Here is a 15,957-nt window from a genome sequence, read left to right on the forward strand (position 1 = left end):
AGGATGTTATTGACTGTTTTTATGTTTCGCTAACAGCGGTTTTAGGAACCGAGCGGTATGCGATTCTGCGCACTGTGCGACAGTTTCAGGTGTACCGGAGACCAAAATCTCACCGCCACCACTACCACCCTCTGGCCCCAAATCGACAATCCAGTCTGCTGTCTTAATCACATCCAGATTATGCTCAATCACTACAATGGTATTGCCCTGATCCCGCAACTGATGCAACACCGCTAGCAACTGCTGAATATCTGCGAAGTGTAGACCGGTAGTCGGCTCATCCAGAATATATAATGTTTGGCCGGTACCACGTTTTGACAACTCGCGCGACAGTTTGACCCGTTGCGCCTCCCCACCTGACAAGGTGGTTGCCGACTGACCTAGACAGATATAGGACAAGCCGACATCCATCAGTGTTTGCAATTTGCGGGCTAATGCCGGGACAGCATCAAAGAACTCGCGTGCTTCCTCGATGGTCATCGCCAGCACTTCGTGAATACTTTTACCTTTATACTTAACTTCCAACGTCTCGCGGTTGTAGCGCTTTCCTTTACACTGATCGCAAGGAACGTAAATATCAGGCAGGAAGTGCATTTCAACTTTGATAACCCCATCACCCTGACAAGCCTCGCAACGGCCGCCTTTCACGTTGAAGCTGAAGCGGCCCGGTGTATAACCTCGCGCGCGTGACTCCGGTACACCAGCGAATAGCTCGCGAATAGGGGTAAAGATGCCGGTATAGGTTGCAGGATTCGAACGGGGCGTTCGGCCAATAGGGCTTTGGTCAATATCGATCACTTTATCGAAATGTTCTAATCCCTGAATTTCGCGGTAAGGCGCTGGTTCAGTAATCGTCGCACCGTTAAGTTGGCGTTGAGCAATAGGGTATAAGGTGTCGTTAATCAGCGTTGATTTGCCTGAGCCGGAAACGCCGGTAATACAGGTGAACAACCCGACAGGCAGCGTCAGCGTGACGTCTTTTAGATTATTGCCACTGGCCCCCATCAGTTTTAACACTTTGCTCGGATCACCTGCGACACGTTGCGCCGGAATGGAGATTTCCCGCTTGCCGCTGAGGAACTGTCCGGTTAATGACTCTGGCGTCGCCATAATGTCATCGACAGTTCCTTCCGCGACGACTTCGCCACCATGCACACCAGCACCTGGGCCGATATCAATCACATGATCTGCGGCGCGGATAGCATCTTCATCATGCTCAACCACAATAACAGTATTGCCCAGATTACGTAGGTGAATCAGGGTCTCCAACAAGCGCTCATTGTCACGCTGATGCAAGCCGATAGACGGTTCGTCGAGCACATACATGACGCCGACCAAACCGGCACCAATCTGGCTTGCCAGGCGGATACGCTGTGCCTCGCCACCGGATAAGGTCTCTGCTGATCGGGACAGTGACAAATAATTCAGGCCGACGTTAACCAAAAACGTTAGCCGCTCCCCGATCTCTTTTAGAATCTTATCGGCAATTTGCGCTCGTTGGCCGGTCAATGTCAGATTCCGGAAAAATTCAAGAGCATCGCCGATGCTCATATCGGAGATTTTCGGTAAAGGAGTATCTTGTACAAAGACATAGCGGGCTTCTTTGCGCAGACGAGTACCTTCACAAGATGCACAGGAACGATTGCTGATAAATTTGGCTAACTCTTCGCGCACAGCACTGGATTCCGTCTCTTTATAACGGCGTTCCATATTGTGCAGCACCCCCTCAAATGGGTGGCGGCGAACGGTAGTATCACCGCGATCATTTATATATTTGAATTCAATAGTATCTTTGCCGGAACCGTACAGCACGGCTTTCTGTATGACGGGATCCAGTGAATTAAATGGTGCTTCAATATCAAACTTATAATGATCCGCCAGTGAACGCAGCATCTGGAAATAGTAGAAGTTGCGGCGATCCCAACCGCGAATAGCGCCCCCTGCCAGTGATAGCTCAGGATTTTGTAGCACGCGTTCTGGGTCAAAGAATTGCTGCACGCCCAAACCGTCGCACGTCGGGCAAGCACCCGCCGGGTTGTTAAAGGAAAACAGGCGTGGCTCCAATTCACTCATGCTATAGCCGCAAATCGGGCAGGCAAAGTTGGCGGAGAATAGCAGCTCTTCGGCGTGCGGATCGTCCATATCGGCGACCACGGCAGTACCACCGGATAGCTCCAGTGCGGTTTCAAATGATTCAGCCAAGCGCTGGGCGAGATCTTCGCGCACTTTAAAGCGATCGACGACCACTTCAATAGTGTGTTTCTTTTGTAATTCTAATTTTGGAGGATCAGACAGATCGCAGACTTCGCCGTCGATCCGCGCTCTGATATAGCCTTGCATGGCTAGATTTTCTAGGGTTTTGGTATGTTCGCCTTTGCGATCTTTGACCACCGGCGCCAATAACATTAGGCGGCGACCCTCGGGCTGGCTTATTACATTATCGACCATTTGGCTGACCGTTTGGGCCGCCAGCGTCACACCGTGATCTGGGCAGCGCGGTTCGCCGACACGGGCGAAGAGTAAACGCAGATAATCATGGATTTCAGTGATGGTCCCCACGGTAGAGCGTGGGTTATGGGAAGTCGATTTTTGCTCGATAGAGATAGCCGGGGACAGACCTTCAATATGGTCAACATCCGGTTTTTCCATCAGTGATAGAAATTGGCGCGCATAGGCGGAGAGAGACTCAACATAACGGCGTTGCCCCTCGGCATACAGGGTATCAAAAGCCAGTGAGGATTTGCCTGAACCCGATAGGCCGGTGACAACTATCAGTTTGTCGCGCGGGATAATCAGGTTGATATTCTTAAGATTATGGGTGCGAGCGCCCCGAACTTCGATATTATCCATTCAAACACTTCCCGGATTAAAACTGAGCCTCTCACCGTGTCTTTTTTAGGTTTTATCTGTGTGTTGCCGTGCCGGTTTGCCATGAAAACAAACCTAATTTGTGCACTTTGTAACACCGAAAAAGGACACAGCCAGTACGAAACGAATAATTATGACACAAAAAAACCTGAATGGATATCCAGTATCTGAGTGCAATTAAAGCAGGCGCCACGATAAATCTGTAATGCATTTCGCACTTATGATCTGTTGTGCCGTTTGGCTGTTAGCGTGTTAAACTGACTCGTTTATACTGTACAAAATTTACTTCATCAGGAGAGTTCACATGGCCAGCAGAGGCGTAAACAAAGTGATTTTGGTCGGGAATTTGGGCCAAGACCCGGAAGTCCGCTACATGCCTAACGGCGGCGCTGTTGCCAACATCACCCTGGCCACTTCCGAAAGCTGGCGTGATAAAGCAACCGGCGAGCAGAAAGAAAAGACGGAATGGCACCGTGTGGTGCTATTTGGCAAACTGGCCGAAGTGGCGGGTGAATATCTGCGTAAAGGCTCTCAGGTCTATATTGAAGGCGCATTGCAAACCCGCAAATGGCAAGATCAAAGCGGTCAAGAGCGTTACACCACTGAAGTGGTTGTTAACGTAGGCGGCACCATGCAAATGCTGGGTGGCCGTCAGGGCGGCGGTGCTCCAGCAGGTGGTGCGCAACAAGATGGTGGCGCGCAAGGTGGTTGGGGTCAGCCTCAGCAACCGCAAGGCGGCAACCAGTTCAGCGGCGGCCAGACTTCACGTCCTGCGCAAGCAGCCCCTGCAGCACAGCCACAAGGCGGCAATGAGCCACCAATGGATTTTGACGACGATATTCCGTTCTGATTCTGGGATTCGCTAAGTACGAATAGTGCTAAAAATAATACCCTGTCTCGGCAGGGTTTTTTATTACCTTTTTACGTCAATTCTGTGGTTTGTTGCTCTGCCTCTCTAATATCGATGCTTGGCTTCTCGGAAACTGCATCCACTATGCCGTAAACCAAAATATCCTTTTATCACTATAATCAATACTCTGATATTCATCATATGGAGTTCGGTCATGGTCATTGTTCACCATCTGAATAATTCACGTTCACAGCGTATCTTGTGGATGTTGGAAGAGTTGCAAGTTCCCTATGAGTTGAAGTGCTATCAGCGTGATCCCGGCAGTTTGTTGGCACCGCCAGAATTGAAAAAAATCCATCCGTTGGGGAAGTCACCAGTGATAACTGATGGTGATCTGACGTTGGCTGAATCAGGTGCCATCATTGAGTATTTGCAAGAAACCTATGATGCTCAAGGGCAGTTCAAGCCTACTGGCCATTATGATCGCCAGCAATTTCGTTACTGGATGCATTATGCGGAAGGCTCATTGATGCCACTGCTGGTGATGAAGCTTATCTTCAGCCGATTTGGTGGGCCGCCAGTGCCGTGGATTATCCGCCCAGTAGCGAAAGCCTTGGGGGATGGAGTGCAGAAAAATTATCTAAATAAGCAAATTGCCACGCACCGTGATTATCTCGAGCAGCATTTAATGCAAAACCTGTGGTTTGCGGGCCGGGATTTCAGTGCCGCCGATATCCAGATGAGCTTTCCTATCGAAGCGATAAACACCCGTGGTGGCCTTGACGGGTTCCCGAAACTGAAAGACTTCTTAGTCCGCATTCATCAGCGCCCGGCCTATCAACAAGCGATTGCAAAGGGCGGTGCCTTCACATTAGAAAAATGATTATCGGGGTTTAGATATCTCAGATAAACGAGTGTGAGGCCGCTCACACTTTCGTTTCCCTCTACAATTAATGCTTCCGGACAAATTAATGTAAGAAAATGCATGAAATGTCGCTTTCTGATGTTGATTAGTCGCTGCAAATAGCTAGATAATCGTTTGCCTTAAATGACATCTGCCCTAAACTTCGATTTTTTTTCAGTCATACCCACTTCCAGCTAATCGTTTGCTATTTTCTCCGTGACTTCGGTGTTGGAGGAGTTGACGAGTTAATCGGCAGAGACGGAAACGATTACGTATGAAAGGGCGTGTGACTTGCTGACTACATTTAAAATGACACACAGGGGACATCACCATGTCTAGCACCAATCCTCAAGCGAACTCGGCGGCAAAGCCAAAAGGTTCGCTTGATGCATTTTTTAAGCTTAGTGAACGTGGCAGTAATGTACGCCAAGAAGTGCTGGCCGGTCTGACGACCTTTTTGGCCATGGTCTACTCGGTCATTGTTGTGCCTAGCATGCTGGGTAAAGCGGGCTTCCCGCCAACAGCCGTATTTGTTGCGACCTGTTTGGTTGCAGGTTTAGGCTCTTTGTTGATGGGGTTGTGGGCGAATTTGCCAATGGCGATTGGTTGCGCCATCTCTCTGACTGCGTTTACCGCATTCAGTCTGGTGTTGGGCCAACAGATTAGCATTCCTGTGGCGTTGGGCGCGGTATTCCTGATGGGGGTGCTGTTCACCATTATTTCTGTCACCGGCATCCGTTCATGGATATTGCGTAACTTGCCAATGGGCGTGGCACACGGCACCGGCATTGGTATCGGCCTGTTCCTGCTGCTGATTGCGGCAAATGGTGTCGGTCTGGTTATCAAGAACCCCATCGAGGGTTTGCCAGTAGCGCTGGGCGCATTCACCTCTTTCCCGGTCATGATGACACTATTGGGTCTGGCGGTGATTTTCGGTTTGGAAAAACTGCGTGTTCCGGGTGGGATTCTGTTGGTGATTATCGCCATCTCGGTTATTGGCCTGATTTTTGACCCAAGTGTGACGTACCAAGGGCTGTTCGCGATGCCAAGTCTGGCAGATGCTAATGGTAACTCATTGATTTTCAGCCTTGATATCATGGGCGCATTAAAACCTGTGGTGTTGCCAAGTGTGTTGGCTTTGGTGATGACTGCCGTCTTTGATGCTACCGGCACCATCCGTGCGGTAGCAGGGCAGGCAAACTTGCTGGATAAAGATGGCCAGATTATCAATGGTGGCAAAGCCCTGACCTCTGACTCTGTCAGCAGCATTTTTGCTGGTTTGGTGGGCGCGGCTCCTGCGGCTGTCTATATTGAATCTGCTGCCGGTACAGCGGCAGGCGGCAAAACCGGCCTGACGGCTACCGTCGTCGGTATCCTGTTCTTGCTGATTTTGTTCCTCTCTCCGCTTTCCTACTTGGTTCCGGCTTATGCAACGGCTCCGGCTCTGATGTATGTCGGCTTGCTGATGCTGAGTAACGTATCCAAACTGGATTTTGACGATTTCGTTGATGCGATGTCGGGTTTGCTTTGCGCCGTATTTATCGTGCTGACCTGCAATATCGTCACCGGTATTATGTTGGGCTTTAGCTCACTGGTGATTGGCCGTATTTGTTCCGGCGAATGGCGTAAATTAAATCTTGGCACGGTGATTATTGCCGTGGCGCTGGTGGCATTCTATGCCGGCGGTTGGGCGATTTAATCTCAATAATAGGGGGTATTCTGCCCCCTATTCTGTCCTTAATCTTGCCACTTTTTATATATCCCTACTTTCTTTGTATTTTCCTGCTTTCAGTAACAGGTTTTTCCCCGTTTTATAAAAAAGTGATCTACTATCAAAAGCTGTGAACCCGCCCAGCATAGGGGCGAGTGCGGTCAGGTCTTATGTTGTGTACGTCGTGTTGAGTCTAAGGAAAGCATGGAAATCTTTTTTACAATCCTCATTCTGATTCTGGTGGTATCGCTTTCTGGCGTCGTCACGAGAATGTTACCGTTTCAAGTTCCTCTCCCTTTAATGCAGATTGTCTGTGGTGCCTTGCTGGCTTGGCCTCACTTTGGTTTGCATGTCGATTTTGACCCGGAATTATTCTTAGTGCTGTTTATCCCTCCACTGCTCTTTGCCGATGGCTGGAAAACACCAACACGGGAATTTATCCACCATGGGCGGGAAATATTTGGTTTGGCCTTAGCCTTGGTGCTGGTCACTGTGGTGGGCATCGGTTACCTCATTTATTGGATGGTACCGGGTATTCCGCTGGTCGCTGCTTTTGCACTGGCGGCGGTATTATCGCCAACCGATGCCGTGGCGTTGTCCGGTATCGTAGGGAAAGGGCGAATACCTAAATCGATTATGGGTGTGTTGGAAGGGGAGGCATTGATGAATGATGCCTCTGGTCTGGTTGCGCTGAAATTCGCTATTGCGGTGGCAATGGGCACTATGGTGTTCACGGTTTCTGGTGCCACGTTGGAATTCCTGAAAGTGGCGATTGGCGGTTTGCTGGCCGGTGTGGCTGTCACGTGGTCATACAGTAAATCACTGCGCCTAATGAGCCGATGGAGCGGTGATGACCCGGCGACACAAATCGTCTTGCTGCTACTGTTACCGTTCGCCTCTTATCTGATTGCTGAACATATTGGTGTTTCCGGTATTTTAGCCGCAGTGGCCGCGGGGATGACCATCAGCCAATCGGGGGTTATTCGTAATGCTCCTCTGACCATGCGGTTGCGCGCCGATAGCGTGTGGTCGATGTTGGAGTTCGTATTTAACGGCATGGTGTTTATCCTGCTGGGCCTGCAATTGCCGGGCATTCTAGAAACGTCGATCGTGCAGGCTGAACTGGATCCAACCATTCAAACTTGGAACCTGTTTGCTGATGTTGCCATCATTTATGGCGCACTGTTGGTACTGCGTTTTGGTTGGCTATGGTCGATGAAAAAAATCAGTAAACGCTTGCTGAGTAAGCGCCCACTGGAGTTTAGTAATTACACCACACGCGAGCTGTGGGTGGCTTCATTTGCGGGGGTGCGTGGGGCGATTACCTTGGCTGGTGTGTTGTCTATTCCGTTATTCCTCAGTGATGGTTCAGCTTTCCCATCTCGCTATCAATTGGTGTTTATCGCCACTGGCGTGATTTTGTTGTCGGTCATTGTCGGGGTGATTGCATTGCCACCGTTGCTACGCGGTGTGGTTGTGGCAGATAAAAGCGCCAGCCGTGAAGAGGTTCGTTTGGCACGTGCTGCGGCAGCGGAAGTGGCGATTGTCAGTTTGAACAAGATGGAAGAGCGACTGGCTGCCAGCAGTGAAGAGAATATTGACCCAGAATTACTCAAAGAGGTTAGCTCGCGTGTCATTGGTACGCTGCGACGGCGTACCGGCAGTAAAGATGAAATCGAGAACACATTATTGATTGAAAATCTGGAGCGACGTTTTCGCTTAACGGCACTGCGGGCCGAGCGTGGTGAGCTGTATCACCTGCGCGCGACACAAAAAATCAGTAACGAAACCCTGCAAAAACTGCTGCATGATTTGGATTTACTGGAAGCACTATTGATAGAAAAAGAAGGTTAATTCTCCTCATCCGGCTGCTGCCCAGTGGCCGGTTTTATCTCCACTCACGATCCATTAGGCCAGAATTCACGGCAGCGGGTAATCCACGCCTGTGCACTGTGAGAAAGGTAACTTCCCTGACGCCAAATTAGCCCCAACTGCCACGGCATTAATGGTTCCAATGGTAGCCATAGCAGGGCATTTTTATCCAGCCGTTGGCAGATAGGTTCCGGCAAAATAGCGATGCCAATATTGGCTTGTACCATGGCGGCGAGAAAATCCCACTGTCCGCTGCGGACGGCGATTTGTGGTGTAAAACCACCCGCCGTAAAAGCGTCCATTAACTGACGATACAGAGCAAAATCTTCGTTATAAATCAAGATAGGTTGGTCAGCTAATTCAGGAATACTGATGGTTGTGCGGTTAAGCCAAAATGCGGTACGTGGCACCACGACACACAACGGATGGCTAAACAGCGGCAATGACGTCAAGGGTAAATCAGCATCGGCGGGGAGAGCGGTTAATGCTAAATCCAATTCACCGGACAGCACCGCCTGTTGCACGGTTAAACCGCCAAACTCGGCAATTTGTAACTCTACTCCAGGGTAACTGCGGCGGAATTCGCTGATAAGGACCGCCATTTGTGTACCCACCATAGGTGGAATGCCGAGTCGCAACATCCCTTTCTTCAGCGAGCTAATATCTTTTAGCTCTGCTTCCAACTGCTGAAATTGGTCGAGGATCGCCAACCCGCGCTGATAGACGACTTGGCCATTATCGGTCAAATGTAAGCGGCGACCCTCGCGGGTCAGCAGGCTGCATTCCAACTCATTTTCCAAATTACGCAGCATTTTGCTGATGGTCGGCTGAGTAACAAACAGTTTCTCTGCCGCCCGAGTGAAACTTTGCTGGCGCACTACTTCGACGAAATAACGTAGTGTCCTAATATCCATCATTTTTTCCTGTCAGTGAGTGACGTCAGCGGGGAGACATCAAACTATGCCATTTAGGCATGATTGTGATGATTTTAATTCATTTTTTGCAAGGTTGCTCGCGGCCTATACTGAGCACTGACAAAATTTCCCTCCGAGGTTCCTCATGTTGTTGGCGTTACGTAGTTTCGCGCCGTCAGTTCTCACTCGCCTACAGGTGCCGGTTCAGGTGGCGCTGTATGCTGGGTTATTTATCATTGCTGATCAGTTGGTTAGTGTTTTCCATCTTCCCTTGCCCGCCAATATCGTCGGCATGCTATTGCTGTTAGCCATGATTATGTTGCGTATTTTGCCTGTGCGTTGGGTGCAGGCCGGGTCGCGTTGGTTATTGGCTGAGATGCTACTGTTTTTTGTGCCCGCAGTGGTGGCGGTGGTGAATTATGCCCAATTAATCATGGTGGATGGTTGGAAGATTTTCGCCGTCATTGCTTTGAGCACGACGCTGACACTCGCGGCAACTGGCTTGGTGGTTGACCGGGTTTACCGTTTTGAGGTGTGGCTACAACGCCGCAAATCCAATCATCATGAATGACTTGATTATCAGCATTGCATGCTTTCTGGCGACGTTGGCACTCTATTTTGCCAATAAAAAGCTCTATCGTCGTCGCCGCTCATTGTTGCTGATGCCCTTGGTATTGACGCCAATGGTATTGGTGTTGCTGCTGGTGGTCACCCATATCTCATACCAAGATTATATTGGCGAGACGCATTGGCTGCTGTGGCTACTAGGGCCAGCAACCATCGCATTTGCTGTACCCGTTTATGAAAACCTGTCGATTATTCGCCGCCATTGGCTCTCCCTCACCGCGGGTGTTATCACAGCCATTACGGTGGCGGTGGTCAGTTCGGTATGGCTGGCGAAGTTATTAACACTCTCGGAAGAAGTGCAACGTAGCTTGGCAGTGCGCTCAATTACCACGCCTTTTGCTCTGGAAGCAGCAAAACAATTGGGTGGGCAGCCTGATTTAGTCGCGCTGTTCGTGGTCATTACCGGGGTGTTCGGTATGGCGGTAGGGGATTTACTGTTTCTGCGGCTATCAGTGCGTAGTGGGTTGGCAAAAGGCGCGGGGCTAGGGGCCTCTTCTCATGGTGCCGGTACTGCTAAAGCCTACGAGATGGGGCAACAGGAGGGAGTGGTATCCAGCTTGGTAATGATGCTAGCCGGTATTATCACCGTTATTGGCGCACCTTTAATCGGCCATTTACTATGGTGATAATAGGGGTGATAAATAGACGAAATATAAATAATGTTATAAGTATCTTATATCAATTGTTATATTAATTTATGATCCTTTCCATTCGGATATGAATGGAAAGATCCCGAATATTCAAAGAAGCTTTGAGGAACATAATTATTTATATTTTTTCATGACAGAATTCGATAATTTGTTTCTTGCTAGAAACACCGGCTTTATTGTATATTTTTTGAATGATGTTACTCGATCTTTTAGGCGTTCAACTTTACGATCATGTTCTTGAAATTCAGTTAGAAACTCTGATGTCGATGCGGGGAGTTCACCATAAAATCGTCCCTCTATATTAAATTTATCAGGCAAAGCTAATAATTTGTGATATTTATTATTTCCATCTCTTTTTAATGGTTTGGTATTTGAAAAGTCATAGTGGCAATAGTTTTTTGATTTTTATGGGTAATATAAAGTATTGATTATAATAATTAGTTAATTAATTGATTATGTTTATTTTCTATAAATTTCTTTGTTTTTTTTAAAGGTTGTTTGTTTATTAAATAAACATTAACCTCTGTCGTCTAGAGCATTATTTGCTCTATTTACTACAAGGATACGTAGCATGATAAATTTCTCAGAATTTAGTACTAATAATGCGATAGAAGATAATATGGTTGGTATAGCATTTACAGAGATGTTTAAGAAGAATGGCTTGCGAGCCTATGGAACTCGCGTTAAACAGGGGAAGCGAGTCGGTTGCCACAGCCATGTTAAAGATGAAGAGTGGTATATTATTATCTTTGGTGAAGGTGCTATTTGGACCGCTGATGTTATTGCCGGAACGTTAAAAAATAAGCGTGTCGATAAGTTTTATAAAGGTGCTGTATTTTGTATTTATCCTAATACAGCGCATCAACTTACTGCAAAGACTGACGTTGAATTTGTCTTTTTATGTCCAGAGTCACATATTACCCATGACCGAATTTTGTTTGATGATATTGCGAACGATATGGACTGAAATAAATTTCAGTGGGTTAAATTTGAAAATATAAAAAAGGGTGGGGAGAACCCCACCCGAAAATACTCAATGAAAATACCCAAAGTAATGAATATCGTTTTAAGTCCTTGTTAGTGAATAACTTGTGCCAGAAACGCCTGTGTGCGTTCAGATTTTGGATTGGAGAAGAACTCCGCCGGCGGTGCTTGTTCAACAATTTCCCCGCGATCCATAAAAATAACCCGATCCGCGACAGTGCGAGCAAAGCCCATTTCGTGAGTGACGCACAGCATGGTCATTCCCTCATGCGCCAGACTGATCATGGTATCGAGCACTTCTTTGACCATTTCGGGGTCTAGGGCCGAGGTGGGTTCGTCGAATAACATAATTTTGGGTTTCATGCACAGCGAACGGGCAATAGCCACGCGCTGCTGCTGCCCGCCGGAAAGCTGTCCGGGGAATTTATGGGCATGTTCGGCTATTCGAACTCGTTCCAGATAATGCATCGCCAACTCATCGGCTTCTTTCTTCGGCATTTTGCGCACCCAGCTTGGGGCTAACGTACAGTTCTGCATGACGGTTAAGTGCGGGAATAGATTGAAATGCTGGAATACCATGCCCACCTCCGTGCGTACGCGCTCAATATTGCGTAAATCGTCGTTAAGCTCGATACCGTCCACCGTGATTTTCCCCTGCTGATGCTCTTCCAAATGGTTGATGCAGCGAATAGTGGTGGATTTGCCAGAGCCTGAAGGGCCACATAGCACGATGCGTTCACCGGGGCGCACATGTAAATTGATATCTTTCAATACGTGGAACTGCCCGTACCACTTATTGACGTTTTCCAGCGTAATCATCATGTTATCGCCTTGAATTAGCTGATTGTCGCTCATATGGGGCCTCAATGTGTGGAACGTCCGGTGTGAAAGCGCTTCTCCAGATGCTGGCTGTAGCGCGACATGCTGAAACAGAAAATCCAGTAAACTACCGCAGCGAAGACATAGCCCTCGGTCGACATGCCTAACCAGGCGGGGTCGACGGTGGCTTGTTGTACACTGCTGAATAGGTCAAATAGACCAATGATGATCACCAGACTGGTATCTTTAAATAGCGCGATAATGGTGTTCACTAACCCCGGAATAACCATCTTCAGGGCTTGCGGCAGAATAACTAACCCTTGCGTTTTCCAGTAGCCTAACCCCAGTGATTCGGCGGCTTCGGTTTGGCCTTTGGGTAATGCCTGTAGACCCCCGCGCACCACTTCTGCGACATAAGCGGACTGGAATAGCACTACCCCCACCAACGCACGGATCAGTTTGTCGATGCTGGTGCCTTCTGTCATAAACAGCGGCAGCATCACCGAGGACATAAACAGCACGGTGATTAACGGCACCCCACGCCAGAACTCGATAAATGCCACGGCGAGAATACGTACCACCGGCATACTTGAACGGCGTGCCAATGCCAGCAAGATGCCCAGTGGTAAAGCTCCTGCAATCCCGACGGCGGCAATGATCAGCGTCAGTGTTAGCCCACCCCACTGGCGTGTTTCAACGCGGGTTAGCCCAAAGAAACCGCCATATAACATCACCCACACGAATAATGGATAGGCCACCATCCACAGCACAAGATAGCGGCCACGACGGGGCATGGCGCGCCAAAACAGTGGGACGAGCGTGAGCAAACCAATGATTAAGGTGGTATTGATGCGCCAGCGCTGGTCAATGGGATAAAGGCCATACATAAACTGGCCAAAGCGTGCATGAATAAATACCCAGCAGGCACCTTCACGGGTGCAATCAGCGCGTGTTGTCCCTAGCCAGTTGGCGTTAAAAATAGTCCAGTTCAGTAACGGCGGGATCAACTGCCACATCAGCCATAAGCACAAAATCGTCAGTAAGCTATTGGTCCAACTGGAAAAAAGGTTTTTTCTAGCCCAGAACACCATTCGACTCAACGGGTTACCCGGCTGCACAGTGCTGGGGGGCTCGCGGCTTAATATCATCGTCATTCGCTTCCCTTAGCGCTCTACCAGCGCAATACGCCGGTTGTAGAGATTCATTAAAAATGAAATGGACAGGCTGATAACCAAATAGACTGACATGGTGATGGCGATGGTTTCTATCGCCTGACCGGTTTGGTTCAGCACCGTTCCGGCAAACAGCGACACCATATCTGGGTAGCCAATGGCAGCTGCCAGTGAGGAGTTTTTGACGATATTTAAATATTGGCTGGTCAGCGGTGGAATGATGACCCGCAATGCTTGCGGTAAAATGACCTGACGTAAGGTTACGGTATTGGGTAGTGCCAGTGACCGTGCGGCTTCATGTTGTCCATGAGGCACAGATTGGATACCAGAGCGAATAACTTCCGCAATAAAGGTCGAGGTGTAAACCGACAGCGCCAGAGTTAAGGCCGCCAGTTCAGGGATAAGCACGAGTCCACCTTTAAAGTTAAACCCTTTCAGTTCAGGGAGACTCCAATGCAGTGCCGGGCCATACAGTAAGTGAGCCAGTGCGGGCAGGGTTATCAATAGCAGCAAACCCACAGGCCAAGTACGGTGAAATTGCCCGGTATGTCGCTGGCGAAAATGGTTATAGCGATACAATGCAATGATAAAAACAACCGCCAGTAGCACGGCAATCAGTGCGGGGAGAAACCCACTGGCGAACTCAGGAGAGGGCAGATACAACCCGCGGTTACTCAGGAAAGCAACACCGAAGGCATCCAGACTCTGTCTTGGCCCCGGTAAATTGCGTAATACCGCGAAATACCAGAAGAAGATTTGCAGGAGCGGCGGAATATTACGGAATGTCTCAATGTAGATTGTTGACAGTTTGCGTAACAGCCAGTTATCTGACAGCCGTGCCAGTCCGAGAAAGAAACCCAGTATTGAGGCAAAGAAAATGCACAATACGGAGACCAGTAACGTGTTGAATAATCCAACTAAAAATACCCGGCCATAGGTATCGCCCTGCTCGTAGTCGATAAGATGCTGGACAATGCCAAATCCAGCACTGTTGTTCAGGAAAGCAAAACCGGAGGTGATGCCCCGAGTTGACAGGTTGGTGATGGTGTTATGGATGAGATACGCACCGCATCCGACCAGTATCAAGAGCGCGATAATTTGATACAGCCAGGCGCGTACCGCTGGATTAGTCAGCGAAAAGGCACCTTTGACGGTTGGGCGTTGTGACATAGTGTGGGCCTCGGTCTGGGTCATTCATCCGGCAGGACTGGCCTGCCGGAAAAGTGGTCTTTAATCAGCGAACCGGCGGTGCGTACTGGAGGCCACCATTGTTCCACAGCGCATTTTGGCCGCGTTTGATTTTCAGCTCACTGCCCATACCGACGTTACGATCAAAACTTTCGCCGTAGTTACCCACTTGTTTGACGATTTTAACTACCCAATCATTGGGGACTTTCAAGTCTTTGCCGTAGTTACCTTCCTGACCTAACAAGTGCGCCATATCCGGTGTGGTCGGCTTGGCTGCTAGCGCCTCAACGTTTTTCGATGTCACGCCCATCTCTTCGGCATTCAGCATGGCAAACAGTGTCCAGCGCACGATGGCGAACCAGTCTTCATCACCACGGCGCACGACTGGGCCCAAAGGTTCTTTAGATATAACTTCTGGCAAGACGATAAATTCATCCGGTTTACCTAGCTTGATACGCAATGCGTACAGCTGAGATTGGTCAGAGGCCAATGTGTCACAGCGGCCAGAGTCTAGCGCTTTGGCACTTTCATCTGATCGGTCAAAGGTGACTGGGGTGTATTGCATTTTATTGGCTTTAAAATAGTCGGCAACGTTCAGCTCTGTGTCTGTACCGGCTTGGATACACACGGTCGCACCATCCAGCTCTTTGGCGCTTTTCAGCCCCGCTTTGTTGTGAGTCAGAAAACCAATGCCGTCATAATAGTTCACACCGGTAAACAGCATTCCCATGCCCGCATCACGAGAGGATGTCCAGGTGGTATTGCGCGAGAGAATATCAACTTCGCCTGATTGCAGAGCGGTGAAGCGTTCTTTCGCTGTCAGTGGGGTGTATTTTACTTTCTCTGCATCACCAAAGATGGCGGCAGCCACACCACGGCAGAGGTCAACATCAAGGCCCGAGAATTTGCCGCTAGCATCGGCATAAGAGAATCCGGGCAATCCATCACTGATACCACATTGCACAAAACCTTTTTTCTTCACCGCATCCAAAGTAGTGCCCGCATGGGCTTGACCCGCTAATGCCACGAATGAAGCGGCAGCAACCAGCGTAGAAATCATTATTTTTTTCATGAAAGCGTCCTGTGAGGCAAAGTCGAACCTATTTTAATTTTGTAGCGCACCCGTGATGCACCGTCGCTGTCTGTCGGCGTGTAGCCAGTTTGGTATTAGCAAATGGGATGCCAGAATTGCATTTCATTGATCATCTAGATAATTACTCGGAGTTAACTCTTTATCAGTACCTCTCGGTAAGGTTGGACGCACTTTTATGGGGCTTTTGCGGTGGGATTGATGCTTTTTAGTGCAGAAAATTCTTGTTTTTTTAAGACACCCACGGTGAGGTCTTTAGACTGGGGAGGTCATCTGTATTTCGTCGATTGAGTAACATAAAAAACGGC

13 protein-coding genes and 1 pseudogene are annotated in these 15,957 nt (G+C 48.9%); 7 read left to right on the forward strand and 7 right to left on the reverse strand.

Going from position 1 to position 15,957, the window contains the following annotated elements; genetic code table 11:
* Window positions 1-6 precede the first annotated feature (6 nt).
* Window positions 7-2,850, reverse strand: coding sequence for an excinuclease ABC subunit UvrA (gene uvrA / locus ACIOG0_RS01565; protein WP_050101695.1), 2,844 nt, complete (start codon window positions 2,848-2,850; stop codon window positions 7-9).
* 322 nt (window positions 2,851-3,172) lie between these two features.
* On the opposite strand from uvrA, the gene ssb1 reads away from it, so the two are divergent.
* The 4 genes from ssb1 (at window position 3,173) to ACIOG0_RS01585 (ending at window position 8,187) form a co-directional block, all read left to right on the forward strand.
* On the forward strand, window positions 3,173-3,718 hold the full coding sequence (ssb1, locus tag ACIOG0_RS01570; protein ID WP_050101694.1) for a single-stranded DNA-binding protein SSB1: 546 nt from the start codon (window positions 3,173-3,175) through the stop codon (window positions 3,716-3,718).
* Window positions 3,719-3,932: 214 nt separating this feature from the next.
* Window positions 3,933-4,601, forward strand: a complete 669-nt coding sequence (locus ACIOG0_RS01575) for a glutathione S-transferase family protein (RefSeq protein WP_128451173.1) — start codon at window positions 3,933-3,935, stop codon at window positions 4,599-4,601.
* Window positions 4,602-4,953: 352 nt separating this feature from the next.
* Window positions 4,954-6,321 (forward strand): NCS2 family permease, encoded by a 1,368-nt coding sequence (locus ACIOG0_RS01580; protein ID WP_050101692.1) that lies wholly within the window; start codon window positions 4,954-4,956, stop codon window positions 6,319-6,321.
* Between the two features lie 216 nt (window positions 6,322-6,537).
* Window positions 6,538-8,187 (forward strand): Na+/H+ antiporter, encoded by a 1,650-nt coding sequence (locus ACIOG0_RS01585; RefSeq protein ID WP_050101691.1) that lies wholly within the window; start codon window positions 6,538-6,540, stop codon window positions 8,185-8,187.
* A 44-nt stretch (window positions 8,188-8,231) separates the two neighbouring features.
* Here ACIOG0_RS01585 and ACIOG0_RS01590 read toward each other — a convergent pair whose 3' ends face one another.
* Window positions 8,232-9,119, reverse strand: coding sequence for a LysR family transcriptional regulator (locus ACIOG0_RS01590; protein WP_050101690.1), 888 nt, complete (start codon window positions 9,117-9,119; stop codon window positions 8,232-8,234).
* Window positions 9,120-9,264: 145 nt separating this feature from the next.
* Between ACIOG0_RS01590 and ACIOG0_RS01595 the strand changes: the two genes are divergently transcribed.
* Together ACIOG0_RS01595 and ACIOG0_RS01600 are read left to right on the forward strand one after the other, a co-directional pair.
* Window positions 9,265-9,690, forward strand: coding sequence for a CidA/LrgA family protein (locus tag ACIOG0_RS01595; protein ID WP_050141196.1), 426 nt, complete (start codon window positions 9,265-9,267; stop codon window positions 9,688-9,690).
* Window positions 9,683-10,372: an LrgB family protein gene (locus ACIOG0_RS01600; protein WP_050101688.1), complete on the forward strand. Its 690-nt coding sequence runs from the start codon at window positions 9,683-9,685 to the stop codon at window positions 10,370-10,372. The genes ACIOG0_RS01595 and ACIOG0_RS01600 overlap by 8 nt, the downstream gene beginning before the upstream one ends.
* Before the next feature lie 59 nt (window positions 10,373-10,431).
* Here ACIOG0_RS01600 and ACIOG0_RS01605 read toward each other — a convergent pair.
* Window positions 10,432-10,741 (reverse strand): annotated as a pseudogene (locus ACIOG0_RS01605) (hypothetical protein); the annotation flags it as partial.
* Window positions 10,742-10,967: 226 nt separating this feature from the next.
* On the opposite strand from ACIOG0_RS01605, the gene ACIOG0_RS01610 reads away from it, so the two are divergent.
* Window positions 10,968-11,363 (forward strand): hypothetical protein, encoded by a 396-nt coding sequence (locus tag ACIOG0_RS01610; RefSeq protein WP_128451174.1) that lies wholly within the window; start codon window positions 10,968-10,970, stop codon window positions 11,361-11,363.
* A 110-nt stretch (window positions 11,364-11,473) separates the two neighbouring features.
* Here the strand turns inward: ACIOG0_RS01610 and ACIOG0_RS01615 are convergent, their stop codons facing one another.
* The 4 genes from ACIOG0_RS01615 to ACIOG0_RS01630 all read right to left on the reverse strand — a co-directional run bounded on the left by ACIOG0_RS01615 (window position 11,474) and on the right by ACIOG0_RS01630 (window position 15,631).
* Window positions 11,474-12,235 (reverse strand): amino acid ABC transporter ATP-binding protein, encoded by a 762-nt coding sequence (locus ACIOG0_RS01615; protein WP_050101686.1) that lies wholly within the window; start codon window positions 12,233-12,235, stop codon window positions 11,474-11,476.
* Between the two features lie 8 nt (window positions 12,236-12,243).
* Window positions 12,244-13,353, reverse strand: a complete 1,110-nt coding sequence (locus tag ACIOG0_RS01620; RefSeq protein ID WP_128451175.1) for an amino acid ABC transporter permease — start codon at window positions 13,351-13,353, stop codon at window positions 12,244-12,246.
* 9 nt (window positions 13,354-13,362) lie between these two features.
* Window positions 13,363-14,541, reverse strand: a complete 1,179-nt coding sequence (locus ACIOG0_RS01625) for an amino acid ABC transporter permease (RefSeq protein ID WP_128451176.1) — start codon at window positions 14,539-14,541, stop codon at window positions 13,363-13,365.
* A gap of 64 nt (window positions 14,542-14,605) precedes the next feature.
* Entirely contained in the window at window positions 14,606-15,631 is a 1,026-nt protein-coding gene (locus tag ACIOG0_RS01630) for an amino acid ABC transporter substrate-binding protein (protein ID WP_050101683.1), read from the reverse strand.
* Window positions 15,632-15,957: the final 326 nt, after the last annotated feature.

This window comes from Yersinia vastinensis (assembly GCF_044905075.1).
GTDB lineage: Bacteria > Pseudomonadota > Gammaproteobacteria > Enterobacterales > Enterobacteriaceae > Yersinia > Yersinia vastinensis.

Bases quoted from the DNA above. Each gene is read 5' to 3' on its own strand.
- ACIOG0_RS01580 (WP_050101692.1), top strand. From the start codon at position 4,954: ATGTCTAGCACCAATCCTCAAGCGAACTCGGCGGCAAAGCCAAAAGGT.
- ACIOG0_RS01595 (WP_050141196.1), top strand. From the start codon at position 9,265: ATGTTGTTGGCGTTACGTAGTTTCGCGCCGTCAGTTCTCACTCGCCTA.
- ACIOG0_RS01590 (WP_050101690.1), bottom strand. From the start codon at position 9,119: ATGGATATTAGGACACTACGTTATTTCGTCGAAGTAGTGCGCCAGCAA.
- uvrA (WP_050101695.1), bottom strand. From the start codon at position 2,850: ATGGATAATATCGAAGTTCGGGGCGCTCGCACCCATAATCTTAAGAAT.
- ACIOG0_RS01600 (WP_050101688.1), top strand. From the start codon at position 9,683: ATGAATGACTTGATTATCAGCATTGCATGCTTTCTGGCGACGTTGGCA.
- ACIOG0_RS01615 (WP_050101686.1), bottom strand. From the start codon at position 12,235: ATGAGCGACAATCAGCTAATTCAAGGCGATAACATGATGATTACGCTG.
- ACIOG0_RS01585 (WP_050101691.1), top strand. From the start codon at position 6,538: ATGGAAATCTTTTTTACAATCCTCATTCTGATTCTGGTGGTATCGCTT.
- ACIOG0_RS01630 (WP_050101683.1), bottom strand. From the start codon at position 15,631: ATGAAAAAAATAATGATTTCTACGCTGGTTGCTGCCGCTTCATTCGTG.
- ACIOG0_RS01610 (WP_128451174.1), top strand. From the start codon at position 10,968: ATGATAAATTTCTCAGAATTTAGTACTAATAATGCGATAGAAGATAAT.
- ssb1 (WP_050101694.1), top strand. From the start codon at position 3,173: ATGGCCAGCAGAGGCGTAAACAAAGTGATTTTGGTCGGGAATTTGGGC.
- ACIOG0_RS01575 (WP_128451173.1), top strand. From the start codon at position 3,933: ATGGTCATTGTTCACCATCTGAATAATTCACGTTCACAGCGTATCTTG.
- ACIOG0_RS01625 (WP_128451176.1), bottom strand. From the start codon at position 14,541: ATGTCACAACGCCCAACCGTCAAAGGTGCCTTTTCGCTGACTAATCCA.
- ACIOG0_RS01620 (WP_128451175.1), bottom strand. From the start codon at position 13,353: ATGACGATGATATTAAGCCGCGAGCCCCCCAGCACTGTGCAGCCGGGT.